Raw genomic sequence first — 15069 nt, 5'->3', positions numbered from 1 at the left:
CACTCGGGCGCCATCGCGCTCGCTGATAAAACAATGCGCCGGAGTACCGGTTGGAGAAAATAGACCGAATGGCGTTTCTGATTCGGCAGTGCCGGTGCCGGGCGTTTCTCCATTGCCGTGCATGCACCATTCGGCTAGCCGCCAGCCTTTTGCCGGCGTGGCTTGGCGCGATTGCACAACACCTCTCGCACGTTAACTTTCCGACACCTTTTCGTCACGATTCGAGTCAAAAAGGGCGTTAATTTTGTCACCGTGATGGGACGTAACGCGATGCAATTGACGCATCCTGTTTCGTTAAGGATTATGGGGAAAGCCAGAGCGTGTCGAAGCGTCAAGGATTGTTAAATCCGAGATGGATCCGGTACGAATTTCTTTAGAATTAACTCGGTGTCCAAATAGAGTGGGTCCGCTATAAATTCTTTTCGTAAGCATTCGTTTTGATTGAATTCCGGTGCAGTGCCGATTGCGAAAAGCGGGAATAGTGATTAGGCTCCGATGGCCTGGCGAATCGTGAATAGGGAGTAAACATGTCTCAATACGCAAAACTCAAGGCGCAGATCGCTGACCTTCAAGCGCAAGCCGATGACGTTCGCCGTCAGGAAGTGGAGGCCGTGATAGCCGATGTGCAACGCAAGATCGCCGAATATGGCCTGACCGCGCAGGATCTCGGTTTTGCCGAGAAAGCCCGGCGCGGCCGTCCGCCGAAAAAGGCGCCGCTGCCGCCCAAGTATCGGGATCCGAAGTCGGGTGCCAGTTGGAGCGGCCGGGGCAAGCCGCCGAATTGGATCGTCGGTAAAAATCGCGAGCGCTTTCTCGTCGAGTAAGCCGCCGCGTTGTGTTACCGGAAATAAAAAAGCCGCATCGTCGATGCGGCTTTCTTTTTTTGATTCGAATTTCGGGCCGCTCGGCCCGAATGCCGATCAGCTTGCGGCCAGTCGCGTCAAATGCGGTTGACTTGCGGTGGCGCCCAGCTTTTCGTAAATCTCCACGTATTGGCGCGCCATTGTCTTCGAGCTGAAGCGGGTTTCGAAACGTTCGCGAATCGCGGTGCGCGAGAGCATATCGATTTTCTGCAGTGCGCCCACCGCGCTGTGTTCATCCTCGACGATGAAGCCGGTCAGACCGTCTTCGATCACTTCCGGCACCGAGCCGCGGTTGAACGCGATCACCGGCGTGCCGCACGCCATCGATTCGATCATCACCAGGCCGAACGGCTCCGGCCAGTCGATCGGGAACAGCAGCGCCTTGGCGCCCGACAGGAACGCCGGCTTCTGCGCTTCGTTGATCTCGCCGATGAATTCGACATCGGCCGATGCCAGCAGCGGCTCGATCTCGGTCTTGAAGTATTCCTCGTCGACCTTGTCGACCTTGGCCGCGATCTTCAGCGGAAGGCCGCTCTTGGCCGCGATGCGGATGGCGGTATCGACGCGCTTTTCCGGGCAGATACGGCCCAGGAACGCCAGGTATTCGGGCTTGCGGTCGGTGTGCGGCGTGAGCAGCGTGTCGGGCAGGCCGTGATAGACCGTGCCGGCCCAGCCGGCTTGCGGCAGCGGCACGCGCTGCGAGTTCGAGATCGACACCACCGGCGCATTCGGGAACGCGTTGAACACCGGCTGCAGCTCGGGCAGGTCGAGACGGCCGTGCAGCGTGGTCACGTAAGGCACGTCGAGGCGCGAGAGCAGCGGGAACGGCAGATAGTCGAGGTGCAGGTGAAGCACGTCGAAATCCTGGGCGACGCGAGCGATCTGCTCGAGCAGGCGCATGTGCGGCGCCATCGAATCGCGGATCGACGGGTCGAGACGCAACGCGCGCGGCCACGACGCTTCGAGCTTCGCCGACGTGACGGAATCGCCGCTTGCAAACAGCGTGACGTCGTGGCCGAGTTCGACCAGCGCTTCCGTGAGGTAAGACACGACACGTTCGGTGCCGCCGTAAAGTTTCGGCGGGACGGCTTCGTAGAGCGGGGCAACTTGTGCGATGCGCATGAGTGGTTCTCCTGGGCGTAGGGTGGCCGGGCCTGCCGGAAGGTCGCGCCCATGCAGGGCGTCGCCGGCGGCAGACGATGGGGCGGCGCTGACGAAAATCTTTTGACCGCCGGCCGACCGTTCGACTCTATTATCGGGATGGCTCGCGGCGAATCGAGCGAATTTTCAAACGCTTAACCCTTGTTACAGGCTGAAATAGGGAGTTTACCGGGTTGCCGCCACGGGGACCTCGCCGCGATCGGAAGGTTCTTTCCTACCCTTACCTACCGATTGTTACAGCCGTAGAAATAGTTCTATAATTTGCCAAAAAAACTCTGATCGGTCGCCCTATATCCCTTACTGATCAACGGCTTACGCGATTTTTTCATCTCCGGTAATTCTCTGACACTGTCGGAAAAATTCCTACACGGTTTACAGAGAAATCCTGCGTTGTAGATTCGTCTTCGCTGATACCGGCGCAAAATCCGATTGGCCACAATGCCGTAAGAATATAAACGCCGGTTGCCGACCCATGGAGGGCGAGCGATCGAGGCAAACGTTTTCAAAGCAGATGGCCAAGATTTCTTACGGGGGAATCATGAGCGCGACCAGTGAAATGCTCGCCGAGATCAAGGAAGTGAACCTGTCGTACCTGTTGCTGGCGCAGCGTCTGCTGCGTGAGGACAAGGCTATGGGCATGTTCCGCATGGGTATCTCGGAAGATCTCGCGGAAGTCCTCGCGAACCTGACACTCGCACAAACGGTCAAGCTGGCCGCATCGAACCAGATGCTCTGCCGCTTCCGTTTCGACGATCATGCGTTGCTGTCCTCGCTTGCCGACAAGGGCCGAAGCACGGCCGTCGCGCAGGCACACACGGCCATCCTGATGGCCGGCCAGCCCGTCGAAAGCCTCCGATAATTTTTTTCCCAGAACACTGGCAGCCGTGGCCCGGTACGCGTTCGCGCGTCCGGTGAGCGCGAGCGCCGACTCATTCCCGGAAAATCCGGAGGCTAGCAATGGCGACGAAGAGCGTGGTGCTCGAGGTCAAGGAAATCACCTTGGCGATCGAGCTGATCGAGCTGGGTGCACGACTGCAACTGCTCGAGGCCGAGACCAACCTGTCTCGCGACCGGTTGATCAAGCTGTACAAGGAACTGAAGGGCGTCTCCCCGCCGAAGGGCATGCTGCCGTTCTCGACCGACTGGTTCATGACCTGGCAGCCGAATATCCATTCGTCGCTGTTCTATAACATCTACCGTTTCATGCAGGCACACGGCGGCTGCGATTCGATCCAGTCGATCGTCAAGAGCTACCGGCTCTACCTGGAACACGTCGGGCTGTCCGACGACGAAGCGGCGCTGAGCCTCACGCGCGCCTGGACGCTGGTGCGTTTCTTCGATTCGGGGATGCTCCAGATGACGCCTTGCACGCGCTGCGGCGGTCAATTCGTCGCCCATGCCCACGATCCGCAGCACGGCTTCGTGTGCGGCCTGTGCCAGCCGCCGTCGCGCGCCGGCAAGACCCGCAAGGCCGCGGCGAAAGCGGAGACACGCCTGGCCGAGCTGCCGGTGCCGGCCGCCGCCTGAGCGGCTGACCGGGCAGCCGCCCGGTGCGCGCCCGCACGGCCGGTTCGGCACGAAATTCCCGGCGCGAGCCGATCGATCGACACGACCCCATGGCAGGACCGGCGCCGCATCGCGATGGCCGGCGACGGGCGCCTGGTGGCCCGCCGCGCGGCCGTCCGGCTGCCGGCTCGCCGGCCGGCGCCGATATCGGGTTAGCCCCCGCCCGGGACGGTGAAAGTTTTCGCCCCATCTGCCGTAAACCACTTAACGGCGGCCTTCCCGCCGGCCACTCGTGAGGGACAGGCTGTGCTGATTATCGTGGGAACTCTCGTGACGTTGTTGTCCGTGTTCGGCGGCTACGCGCTCGCGGGCGGCCACCTGGGCGCCCTGGTTCAGCCGCTCGAAATCCTGATGATCGTGGGCGCCGGCGTGGGCGCGTTCATCCTCGGCAACGGCGTGAAGATGATCAAGTCGACGCTGCGCGCGTTGCCGAGCCTGTTCAAGGGCTCGAAGTACACCAAAGAGCTGTACATGGAATTGATGGGGCTGCTCTACGTGCTGCTCGCCAAGGCGCGCAAGGAAGGCACGCTGACGCTCGAGGCCGACATCGACGACCCCGAGAAGAGCCCGATCTTCACCCAATACCCGAAGATCCTCGCCGACAAGCACATGGTCGAGTTCCTGACCGACTACCTGCGCCTGATGGTCGGCGGCAACATGAACGCGTTCGAGATCGAAAGCCTGATGGACGAGGAAATCGAGACGCACCACGTGGAAGTGGAAGGCCCCGCGCATGCGCTGAACCGCGTCGGCGACGCGATGCCGGCGTTCGGGATCGTGGCGGCGGTGATGGGCGTGGTGCACACCATGGCCTCGGCCGACAAGCCGCCCGCGGTGCTCGGCGCGATGATCGCGCAGGCGCTGGTCGGCACGTTCCTCGGGATTCTGCTGTCGTACGGCCTGATCGGCCCGCTCGCGAGCCTGGCCGAGCAACGCGCGGCCGAATCCACCAAGCTGTTCCAGTGCATCAAGGTGACGATCCTCGCGAGCCTGAACGGCTATGCGCCGGCGATCGCCGTGGAATTTGGCCGCAAGGTGCTCTTCTCGACCGAACGCCCGTCGTTCGCCGAGCTGGAAGAGCACGTGCGCCGTGTGAAGGCGAAGTAAGCGGAGCGGCCGGGCGATGAGCAAGGGCAAGGATCGAGCGATCGTCGTCAAGCGGGTCGCGCCGGCGAAGAAGGGCCACCACGGTGGCGCCTGGAAGCTCGCCTATGCGGACTTCATGACCGCGATGATGGCGTTCTTCCTGCTGATGTGGCTGCTGTCGGCGGCCACGCCGGTGCAGCTCAAGGGCATCGCCGACTATTTCAATACCCCGCTGAAGGCCGCGATCTTCGGCTCCGGCGATCGCAGCTCGCAGGATTCGAGCATCGTCAACGGCGGTGGCGCGGACATCACGCGCAGCGACTCGGGCACCACGCGCCGCACCGACGGCACCTCGGCGCTGGCCAACCGGCTCGCGCAGAGCGGCCGCGAGGACGAGCACAACACCGAACAGACCGCCGGCGCGCAGGACCGTCTCGAACAGGTGCGCCTGCACGACCTGCAGATCAAGCTGATGGCCGCGATCGAGGCCAACCCCGTGCTGCGCCAGTTCAAGCAGCAGATCCGCATCGATTCGACCATGACGGGCTTGCGCATCGAGATCGTCGATACCCAGAAGCGGCCGATGTTCGCGCTGTCGAGCGACGCCGTCGAACCGTACATGCGCGACATCCTGCGCGAGATCGGCAAGACGCTGAACGACGTGCCGAACCGCATCGTGATGCAGGGCCACACCGACGCCATTCCGTATTCGGGCGGCGAGAAGGGCTACAGCAACTGGGAACTGTCGGCCGACCGCGCGAACGCGTCGCGCCGCGAGCTGGTGTCGGGCGGGATGGACGAGGCGAAGGTGCTGCGCGTGACAGGCCTGGCCTCCACGCAGAACCTCAACAAGGCCGATCCGCTCGATCCGGAAAACCGCCGGATCAGCATCCTGGTGCTGAACCACAAGTCGGAAATGGCGTTGATGCGCGACGACTCGACCGCCACCACGCTGTCGAACGACGCCGCGGGCTCGCAAGCGCTGGCCCAGCAGATCGCGGGCGGTGCCGGCAAGCCGGCCACGGCGGCGCCGGGCACGGCCGTGGCGCCGGTGGCCGGCAAGCCGGCGGTTGCCCCGGCGGCGCCGATCGCGCCGCTGGCCCCGGCGACCGGCAGCGCCCACTAATGTGAACCGGAACCGAACGACATGATCCGCTCCATTCTCGCCATCGACGACTCCGCGACCATGCGCGCGCTGCTCCAGGCGACGCTCGCCGACGCGGGCTACGACGTGCACGTGGCCGCCGACGGCGAGATCGCGCTCGAACTCGCGGCGGCGATCGCCTTCGACCTGGTCGTGACCGATCACCACATGCCGGGCAAGAACGGCCTCGACGTGATTCGCACGCTGCGCGCGCGCGGCACCTACGCGGACACGCCGATCCTGGTGCTGACGACCGAAAGCAGCGACGAATTCAAGTCGTCGGTGCGCGAGGCGGGGGCGACCGGCTGGATCGAAAAGCCGTTGGACCCCGACACCCTGCTGGACCTGGTGGCCGCGTTGGCGGCGCCGAGCCACCCGTAGTCGCGCGAGCGCACCGCGACCGAACCCCATAAGACGCCAACCGACGACACCGACGTGGATCCGGCATGACTCTCGATATCACCCAGTTCTATCAGACGTTTTTCGACGAGGCCGACGAGCTGCTCGCGCAGATGGAGCAGTTGCTGCTCGGTCTCGACGCAGGCTCGCCGGACCCCGAGGATCTGGCCGCGATCTTCCGCGCCGCGCATTCGATCAAGGGGGGCGCGGCCACCTTCGGTTTCGCGGCGCTGACCGACACCACCCACATTCTCGAATCGCTGCTCGACCGCGCGCGTAATCACGAGATCACGCTGACGATGCCGATGATCGACGCGTTCCTCGAAACCAAGGACGTGCTGTCGGATCAGCTGGCCGACTATCGCGCGAGCGCCGAGCCCGATGCGGCGGCCGCCGCGGCGATCTGCGCCAAGCTCGAAACGCTGCAGCGGGAAGCGCTCGGTCAAGCTGCGGCTCCCAAGGCGGCACCGGCCGCCGCCGCACCGGCTGCCGAGGAAGACGAATCCGAAGCCGATCTCGAACTCGCGTTCGCGGCGGCCGCCGCCGAATTCAGCGCGACGTCCGGCAACGGCGCGCCCGATCACGTCATCGCGCAGGCGGTGGAAGCGGCCCATCCGGGCAGCGCCCCGGCCGCCGGTGGCGAGAGCGGCCCGCATCTGCGCATCACGCTGCGCGGCGTCGGCGCCAAGGATCGCGACCTGCTGGTCGAGGAACTCGGCAACCTGGGCCGCATCGTCGGCCGCAGCGAAGCGGGCGACGACGTCACGCTCTGGCTCGACAGCGACGTGCCGTCCGATGACATCGTCGCCGTGCTGTGCTTCGTGATCGACGACAGCCAGATCTCGATCGGCCACGGCACCGCGCCGGGCGACGGCGCCGCGAGTGCGCCGGCCACGCTCGAAGCGGCCCCGGCGCCCGCGCCCGCCGCGCCGGTGGCTGCCGCGCCGGCCGCCGCGCCTGCACCGGCTCCGGCTGCCGCACCCGTTGCCGCTGCGCCGGCGCCGGTCGCCCCCGCGCCGGCCGCAGCCGCACCGGCCGCCGCCCCGGCCGACGGCGACGCCAAGGCCGCGCACGGCGAGGACCGCCGCGCCCGCTCGCACGCGCCGGCGAACGCCGAAGGCAGTTCGATTCGCGTCGGCGTCGAAAAGGTCGACCAGCTGATCAACCTGGTCGGCGAGCTCGTGATCACGCAGGCGATGCTGGCCGAAACGACCAGCGCGTTCGATCCGGCCCTGCACGACCGCCTCTACAACGGCATGGCGCAGCTCGAACGCAACGCGCGCGACCTGCAGGAAGCGGTGATGTCGATCCGCATGATGCCGATGGATTACGTGTTCAGCCGCTTCCCGCGCCTGGTGCGCGACCTGGCCACCAAGCTCGGCAAGGAAGTGGAACTGGTCACGTTCGGCCAGGCCACCGAACTCGACAAGAGCCTGATCGAACGGATCATCGATCCGCTGACCCACCTGGTGCGCAACAGCCTCGACCACGGCATCGAAACGGTCGAGAAGCGCCGCGCGTCGGGCAAGGATGCGGTCGGTCAACTGGTGCTGTCGGCCGCGCATCACGGCGGCAACATCGTGATCGAGGTCAGCGACGACGGCGCCGGCCTGAACCGCGAACGGATTCTCGCCAAGGCGGCCCAGCAGGGCATTCCGGTGGCGGACAACATCAGCGACGACGAAGTCTGGAACCTGATCTTCGCGCCGGGCTTCTCGACCGCCGAGACGATCACCGACGTGTCGGGCCGCGGCGTCGGCATGGACGTGGTCAAGCGCAACATCCAGTCGATGGGCGGCCACGTCGAGATCCAGTCGTTCGCGGGCCGCGGCACCACCACCCGGATCGTGCTGCCGCTCACGCTGGCGATCCTCGACGGCATGTCGGTGAAGGTCGGCAACGAGATCTTCATCCTGCCGCTGAACTTCGTGATGGAGTCGCTGCAACCGGCCGCCGCCGACATCTACACGGTCGGCAACGGCGAACGCGTGGTGCGCGTGCGCGGCGAATACCTGCCGCTGGTCGCGCTGCACGAGGTGTTCTCGGTGGAGGATGCGCGCACCGATCCGACCCAGGGCATCGTCACGATCATGGAAACCGAGGGCCGCCGCTTCGCGATGCTGATCGACGAACTGGTGGGCCAGCAGCAGGTGGTCGTGAAGAACCTCGAAACGAATTACCGCAAGGTTCATGGCATTTCGGCCGCAACCATCCTCGGCGACGGCAGCGTCGCCCTGATCGTGGACGTGGCCGCCCTCAACCGCGATGCCCGCGCCGCGCATGGCGCGGGGGCGCTCGCGACTTTCTAACCGCTACGCGGCTTGCCCGCACTGGAGGACAACGTGTCCGAAGTCCAATCGATCCAACAGGCGGCCGCGCTCGCGGGCGCCAACCGGCGCGACGCCGCGCATGCCGACGCAGCCGGCCAGGAATTCCTGGTATTCACGCTCGGCGACGAGGAATACGGCATCGACATCCTGAAGGTTCAGGAAATTCGCGGCTACGACAGCGTCACGCGCATCGCGAACGCGCCCGAGTTCATCAAGGGTGTGATCAACCTGCGCGGCATCATCGTGCCGATCGTCGACATGCGCATCAAGTTCCATCTCGGCCGCATCGACTACGACCATCAGACGGTGGTGATCATCCTGAACGTCGCGCATCGCGTGGTCGGGATGGTGGTGGACGGCGTGTCCGACGTGCTGACGCTGACTTCCGACCAGATCATGCCGGCGCCGGAATTCGGTGCGACGCTGACCACCGAGTACCTGACGGGCCTCGGCAGCGTGGACGGCCGGATGCTGATCCTGATGGATATCGAAAAGTTGATGACCAGCCGCGAAATGGCCCTCATCGACCAATTCGGCGTGTAATCGCCAACCCGACTTCTCACGGGGAGAGTCACGATGTTGCACAACTGGTCGATCCGCACGACGCTAACCGCGATCGGATTGTCGTTCGTATTGCTTACCGCCGTGGTCGGCGGCCTGGGCCTCGTGGCGCTGAACCAGACGGGCAGCGCGCTCGACGAAATCGTCGGTGGCGATATCCCCGCCATCCGGGCGCTGACCAACGGCTCGTCGTATCTGCTGCGCACGCGCGTCTCGCTCGATCGGGTCCGCTCGCTGACGGAATCGGGCAAGACCGAAGACGCGCAAAGCGCCATCGCCCGCACCCAGCAGCTCTACGATCTGGCCGTGCAGAACTGGCAGTCGTTCCAGGCGCTGCCGAAAACCGGCGTCGACAGCGCGCAGCTCGATGAAGTGTCGGCGCGCCGCGATACGCTCAAGACGGCGCTCGACGCCGAGATCGCCGCGGTCAAGGGCGGCGACATGGCCGCCTACCACGCGATCGCGGATACGCAGATCAGCCCGATGTTCGTGGCCTACGACAACGCGGCCACGGCCGTGGTGGCCGCGCTCGACAAGCGCGTCGCCGCGCATCACGATCGCACCGAAGCGCAGATCTCGCTGATGCTGACCTGCATCGCGGTGGGCATCGGCCTGTCGGTGCTGCTGATCGTGCTGGTGCGCTTCATGTTGCGCGGCCTGATCGTCGGCCCGCTCGAAGAAGCCATCGGCAAGTTCGAGAAGATCGCCGCGGGCGATCTGTCCGAGCGCGTGCAGCGTCAGGGCAGCAACGAGATCGGGCGTCTGTTCGGCGGCATCGGCCACATGCAGGAAGCGATGACGTCGATGGTGAAATCCGTGCATCGCGGCACCGAGTCGATCGATGTCGGCGCGCACGAGATCGCCAGCGGCAACGTCGATCTGTCGCAGCGCACCGAGCAGCAGGCCGCGTCGTTGCAGGAAACCGCCTCGAGCATGGAGCAACTGACGGGCACCGTGCGCCAGAACGCCGAGAACGCGCGCCAGGCGAGCCAGTTGGCCGTCAACGCGTCGGACATCGCGACGCGCGGCGGCGAGGTGGTCAGCGAGGTGGTGTCCACCATGCAGGCGATCTCGGTCAGCTCGAACAAGGTGGTCGACATCATCGGCACCATCGAAGGCATCGCGTTCCAGACCAACATCCTGGCGCTGAACGCGGCGGTGGAAGCGGCGCGGGCCGGCGAGCAGGGCCGCGGCTTCGCGGTGGTGGCCGGCGAAGTGCGCTCGCTCGCGCAGCGCAGCGCCACGGCCGCGCGCGAAATCAAGCAGTTGATCGGCGATTCGGCCGACAACGTGCGCAACGGCTCGGAGCTGGTCGAGCGCGCGGGCGCGACGATGGCCGAGATCGTGCAGGCGGTGCGCCGCGTGACCGACATCATCGGCGAGATCAGCGCCGCGTCGCACGAGCAATCGACCGGCATCGAGCAGATCAACCGCGCGGTCGGCCAGATGGACGCCGTCACGCAGCAGAATGCCGCGCTGGTCGAGCAGGCCGCCGCGGCTGCCGCTTCGCTTGAAGATCAGACCCGCCAGTTGAAGGCGGTCGTGTCGGGCTGGCGCGTGGAGGGCGGCGTCGCGGCACTGACGCTGGCCGTGGCCGAACCGGCGCGCCGTCCGCAAGCGGCGGCGCTGCCCGCGCCGAAGCCGGCGGCCAAGCCTGCCGCCAAGCCGGCCGCACTGCCGTCGCCTGCGGCCGAACCGGCCAAGGAACACGCCAGCGCGGCATCGGCACCGGCATCGTCGGCTGCCAAGCCGCCGCGCCGTCCGGCTGCCGCCGTGGCCACGCCGCGCGCCGGCAGCGCCTCGGCCGCGCCGGCCGCCGCCAAGGCGGGTTATGCACCGCGCGTCGCGAAAGCGGCCGCAACCGAGAACGGCGGCGCGCTGAAGCGCCCGGCGTTGTCGGGCGAGTCGAAGCCGGCCGCCGTGGCAGCCGGTTCCGACGACGATTGGGAAACCTTCTGATCCCGGCCCAGCCATGAACGCCCGCCCTGCGTCCCGTCTCGATCTGCCTGCCGCGCTGCCGCCGCGCGTGTCGGAGGCCGGCCGCGATTTCGCCTTCACCAGCGAGGATTTCGCGCGGATTCGCGCGCTGATCCATCGCCGGGCCGGCATTTCGCTGTCCGAGCACAAGCGCGACATGGCCTACAGCCGCCTGGCGCGCCGCTTGCGCGCGCTCGGCCTCGACAGTTTTCGCGATTACCTCGACCAGCTCGAACGCAACAACGATCCGGCCGAGTGGGAAGCGTTCACCAATTCGCTGACCACCAACCTGACCGCGTTCTTCCGCGAGGCGCATCACTTCCCGATCCTGGCCGAGTTCGCCAAGACGCGGCAGGCGCCCGTCACTGTCTGGTGCTCGGCCGCCTCGACCGGCGAGGAGCCGTATTCGCTGGCGATCACGCTGCTCGAAGCGCTCGGCCCGTCGGCCTCGCGCTCGGCCACGATCCTGGCGACCGATCTGGATACCCAGGTGCTCGAAAAGGCGCGCGCGGGCATCTACACGTTCGACCAGGTCAAGCACCTGTCGCAGGAACGGCTGCGGCGCTTCTTCCTGAAGGGCACCGGCCCGCAGGCGGGGCGCGTGAAGGTGCGGCCCGAGCTGAAGCAGATGATCCGCTTCGAGCCGCTGAACCTGACCGACGCCGATTACGGCATCGGCCAGACGTTCGACGCGATCTTCTGCCGCAACGTGATGATCTACTTCGACAAGCCGACGCAGGGGCAGGTGCTGACCCGCTTCGAGCCGCTGCTGAAGCCGGGCGGCCTGCTGTTCGCCGGCCATTCGGAGAACTTCTCGTACGTGACGCAGGCGTTCCGGCTGCGCGGCCAGACTGTGTACGAGCGCACCCGCGACGCGTCGCCGGGCGCCGCGCCGCGCGCGCGGCCCAAGGCGGCCGGCGCGTCGGCCGGGGCCGGCGTGCCGAGCCTGGCCGGGGAGGACGCATGAGCGGCCTGCCGATCGCCACCAATCACTATCAGGACACGCATTTCGGCAAGCCCGGCGTGAAGCTGCTGCCGAACGAGTTCTTCACGACGCGCGACGACATGGTGCTGGTGACCGTGCTCGGCTCGTGCGTGGCCGCCTGCCTGCACGATCCGTTCATGGGGTTGGGCGGGATGAACCATTTCATGCTGCCCGACGACGGCGCCGACGCCCGCGCGACGGCGTCCGATTCGATGCGCTACGGCGCCTACGCGATGGAAGTGCTGATCAACGAACTGATCAAGGCGGGCGGCAGGCGCGAGCGCTTCGAGGCCAAGGTGTTCGGCGGCGCGGCCGTGCTGGCCGGCATGACCACCATCAATATCGGCGATCGCAACGCCGATTTCGTGCGCCGCTACCTGGCGCTCGAGAAGATCCGCATCGTCGCCGAGGATTTGCAGGGCGTGCATCCGCGCAAGGTCGCGTTCATGCCGCGCACCGGGCAGGCGATGGTCAAGAAATTGCGGCTGGCGGTGCCGGGCGTCGCGGAGCGCGAAGCCGCGCTCGCGCGCTCCGCCGCCGACGCCCGCGCCGCCCGCGCACAGCGGGCACGCGCCCACGTCGAGCTGTTCGCCGCGCCGGCATCGCCGAAGCCGCGCATCGAGCTGTTCGGCTCGACCGCCCCGAGCGGAACAAAAAAGCAGGAGGCCTGAGCACCGTGCAGAAAATCAAGGTATTGTGCGTCGACGATTCGGCGCTGATCCGCAGCCTGATGACCGAAATCATCAACAGCCAGCCCGACATGTCGGTCTGTGCCACGGCGCCGGATCCGCTCGTCGCGCGCGATCTGATCAAGCAACACAACCCCGACGTGCTGACGCTCGACGTCGAAATGCCGCGCATGGACGGCCTCGATTTCCTCGAGCGCCTGATGCGGCTTCGTCCGATGCCGGTGGTGATGGTATCGTCGCTGACCGAGCGCGGCTCCGAAATCACGCTGCGTGCACTCGAACTGGGCGCGGTGGATTTCGTCACCAAGCCGCGCGTCGGGATTCGCGACGGCATGCTCGATTACGCGGAGAAGCTGGCGGACAAGATCCGCGCCGCGGCGCGCGCCCGTGTGCGCCAGGCGGCGCCGGCCCGACCGGCGGCTGCGGCGGGGCAGGCGAACGCGCCGTTGATGAACAACCCGCTGGTCAGTACGGAAAAGCTGCTGATCGTCGGCGCGTCCACCGGCGGCACCGAGGCGATTCGCGAGCTGCTGGTGCCGCTGCCGCCCGATGCGCCGGCGGTGCTGATCGCGCAACACATGCCGCCCGGCTTCACGAAGTCGTTCGCGCAGCGCCTGAACACGCTGTGCCGGATCGCCGTCAAGGAAGCCGAGCATGGCGAGCGGGTGCTGCCGGGCCACGCGTATATCGCGCCGGGCCACGCACACTTGTTGCTCGCACGCAGTGGGGCGAACTATATTGCACACCTGTCGGACGAGCCGCCGGTCAACCGGCATCGTCCGTCGGTCGACGTGCTGTTCCGCTCGGCGGCGACGCACGCCGGCAAGAACGCGATCGGCGTGATCCTGACCGGCATGGGCCGCGATGGCGCGGCCGGTCTGCTGGAAATGAAACGCGCGGGCGCGCGCACCTTCGCGCAGGACGAGGCGAGCTGCGTGGTGTTCGGCATGCCGCGCGAGGCGATCGCGCTGGGTGGGGCCGACGAGGTGGTGCCGCTCTCGGAAATGAGCCGCCGCGTGCTGTCCGCAATGGGTGAGCGTACGCAACGTGTCTGACGTTGCGGCGAGAATACGGAATTTTGCAGAGGAACTGTGATGGACAAGAACATGAAGATTCTGGTGGTGGACGATTTTCCGACGATGCGTCGGATCGTTCGCAACCTGCTCAAGGAACTCGGCTATTCGAACGTCGATGAAGCCGAAGACGGCGCGGCCGGGCTGGCGCGCCTGAAGAGCGGCGGCTTCGATTTCGTGATTTCCGACTGGAACATGCCGAATCTCGACGGCCTGGCGATGCTGAAGGCGATCCGCGCCGACGCCGCGCTCACGCATCTGCCGGTGCTGATGGTGACGGCCGAGTCGAAGAAGGAAAACATCATCGCGGCGGCCCAGGCCGGCGCGAGCGGTTATGTCGTGAAGCCGTTCACGGCCGCCACGCTCGACGAGAAGCTGAACAAGATTCTCGAAAAAATGGCGAAGGCCGGGAGCTGAGATGGACGAGCCGATTCATGCAGCGAAGGCCGGCGCCGATTTCCCCGACGACGATTCGGCGGACGGCGCGGATTTCACGAGCGACCGGATCCTGGCGCGGATCGGCCAACTGACGCGCACGCTGCGCGATTCGATGCGCGAACTGGGCCTCGACAAGCATGTCGAGCAGGCCGCTCAAGCCGTGCCCGATGCGCGTGATCGGCTGCGTTACGTCGCCAACATGACCGAGCAGGCCGCCGAGCGCGTGCTGACCGCGATCGAGATCGCCAAGCCGGTGCAGGAGCGGCTGCAATCCGAGGCCGAGGCGCTCGACGCCCGCTGGGAGACCTGGTATCGCGCGCCGATCGAGCGGACCGAAGTGCGCGAGTTGATGGACGACACGCGCGCGTTCCTCGGCACGCTGCCCGAGGCGACCTCCGCCACGCGCACGCAATTGCTCGAAATCATGCTCGCGCAGGATTTCCAGGATCTGACCGGCCAGGTGATCAAGAAGATCATGGATATGGTCTACCTGATCGAGCAGCAATTGCTCGCGGTGCTGGTGGACAACATCGCGCCCGAACGGCGCGAGCAGTTCGCCGCGAACGCCGCCGCGCTGGCCGCGGTGATGGCCGACGAGGCCTCGCCCGAATCGTTGATGAACGGCCCGCAAATCTCGCCGGAAGGCCGCACCGACGTGGTCCAGGATCAGGCTCAGGTCGACGACCTGCTGGCCAGCCTGGGCTTCTGAGCGACGCGGGTTCGGCCCGCCTTCGCCGCTGTTTCGGGATGCCCGCGCGCCCGCCCCCGGTAAGCCGGCGGCGGGCGCGCGCACGTTG

15 protein-coding genes are annotated in these 15069 nt (G+C 66.1%); 14 read left to right on the top strand and 1 reads right to left on the bottom strand.

All coding sequences use genetic code 11. From position 1 onward, the window contains the following. Window positions 1-527: 527 nt before the first annotated feature. Entirely contained in the window at window positions 528-824 is a 297-nt protein-coding gene (locus tag ACYP33_RS12910; RefSeq protein WP_414443594.1) for an H-NS histone family protein, read from the top strand. Window positions 825-920: 96 nt separating this feature from the next. Here the strand turns inward: ACYP33_RS12910 and ACYP33_RS12905 are convergent, their stop codons facing one another. Next, window positions 921-1985, bottom strand: coding sequence for a glycosyltransferase family 4 protein (locus tag ACYP33_RS12905; RefSeq protein WP_459622119.1), 1065 nt, complete (start codon window positions 1983-1985; stop codon window positions 921-923). Window positions 1986-2562: 577 nt separating this feature from the next. On the opposite strand from ACYP33_RS12905, the gene flhD reads away from it, so the two are divergent. From flhD to cheZ, 13 genes are all read left to right on the top strand, one after another. After that, a complete protein-coding gene (gene flhD / locus ACYP33_RS12900) occupies window positions 2563-2883 on the top strand; it encodes a flagellar transcriptional regulator FlhD (RefSeq protein ID WP_277396217.1) in 321 nt (106 codons plus the stop codon). Window positions 2884-2981: 98 nt separating this feature from the next. After that, entirely contained in the window at window positions 2982-3551 is a 570-nt protein-coding gene (gene flhC / locus ACYP33_RS12895; RefSeq protein WP_414443596.1) for a flagellar transcriptional regulator FlhC, read from the top strand. 285 nt (window positions 3552-3836) lie between these two features. After that, window positions 3837-4697: a flagellar motor stator protein MotA gene (motA, locus tag ACYP33_RS12890; RefSeq protein ID WP_414443597.1), complete on the top strand. Its 861-nt coding sequence runs from the start codon at window positions 3837-3839 to the stop codon at window positions 4695-4697. Between the two features lie 16 nt (window positions 4698-4713). Continuing rightward, window positions 4714-5802 (top strand): flagellar motor protein MotB, encoded by a 1089-nt coding sequence (gene motB, locus ACYP33_RS12885; protein WP_414443598.1) that lies wholly within the window; start codon window positions 4714-4716, stop codon window positions 5800-5802. 21 nt (window positions 5803-5823) lie between these two features. Then, window positions 5824-6201 carry a response regulator gene (locus ACYP33_RS12880; protein ID WP_414443599.1) on the top strand — a complete coding sequence of 126 codons (378 nt, stop codon included), beginning with the start codon at window positions 5824-5826 and terminating at the stop codon, window positions 6199-6201. A 65-nt stretch (window positions 6202-6266) separates the two neighbouring features. Further along, window positions 6267-8528, top strand: a complete 2262-nt coding sequence (cheA, locus tag ACYP33_RS12875) for a chemotaxis protein CheA (RefSeq protein ID WP_459622116.1) — start codon at window positions 6267-6269, stop codon at window positions 8526-8528. A gap of 33 nt (window positions 8529-8561) precedes the next feature. Continuing rightward, window positions 8562-9092, top strand: coding sequence for a chemotaxis protein CheW (cheW, locus tag ACYP33_RS12870; RefSeq protein WP_414443601.1), 531 nt, complete (start codon window positions 8562-8564; stop codon window positions 9090-9092). 33 nt (window positions 9093-9125) lie between these two features. Next, window positions 9126-11069 (top strand): methyl-accepting chemotaxis protein, encoded by a 1944-nt coding sequence (locus ACYP33_RS12865; protein ID WP_459622114.1) that lies wholly within the window; start codon window positions 9126-9128, stop codon window positions 11067-11069. A gap of 13 nt (window positions 11070-11082) precedes the next feature. After that, a complete protein-coding gene (locus ACYP33_RS12860; RefSeq protein ID WP_459622112.1) occupies window positions 11083-12054 on the top strand; it encodes a CheR family methyltransferase in 972 nt (323 codons plus the stop codon). Further along, on the top strand, window positions 12051-12743 hold the full coding sequence (cheD, locus tag ACYP33_RS12855; RefSeq protein ID WP_414450568.1) for a chemoreceptor glutamine deamidase CheD: 693 nt from the start codon (window positions 12051-12053) through the stop codon (window positions 12741-12743). The genes ACYP33_RS12860 and cheD overlap by 4 nt, the downstream gene beginning before the upstream one ends. 5 nt (window positions 12744-12748) lie before the next feature. After that, the gene (locus tag ACYP33_RS12850; RefSeq protein WP_414443605.1) at window positions 12749-13816 is read left to right on the top strand and encodes a protein-glutamate methylesterase/protein-glutamine glutaminase; all 1068 of its coding nucleotides are present in this window, start codon (window positions 12749-12751) and stop codon (window positions 13814-13816) included. 39 nt (window positions 13817-13855) lie between these two features. Beyond that, window positions 13856-14251 (top strand): chemotaxis response regulator CheY, encoded by a 396-nt coding sequence (gene cheY, locus ACYP33_RS12845; RefSeq protein WP_414443606.1) that lies wholly within the window; start codon window positions 13856-13858, stop codon window positions 14249-14251. Between the two features lies 1 nt (window position 14252). Next, a complete protein-coding gene (cheZ, locus tag ACYP33_RS12840) occupies window positions 14253-14981 on the top strand; it encodes a protein phosphatase CheZ (RefSeq protein WP_414443607.1) in 729 nt (242 codons plus the stop codon). Window positions 14982-15069: the final 88 nt, after the last annotated feature.

This window comes from Burkholderia sp. 3C, from assembly GCF_054589155.1.
The sequence above is the reverse complement of the archived record's forward strand: the minus strand, read 5'-3'. Positions and strand labels throughout refer to the sequence as shown.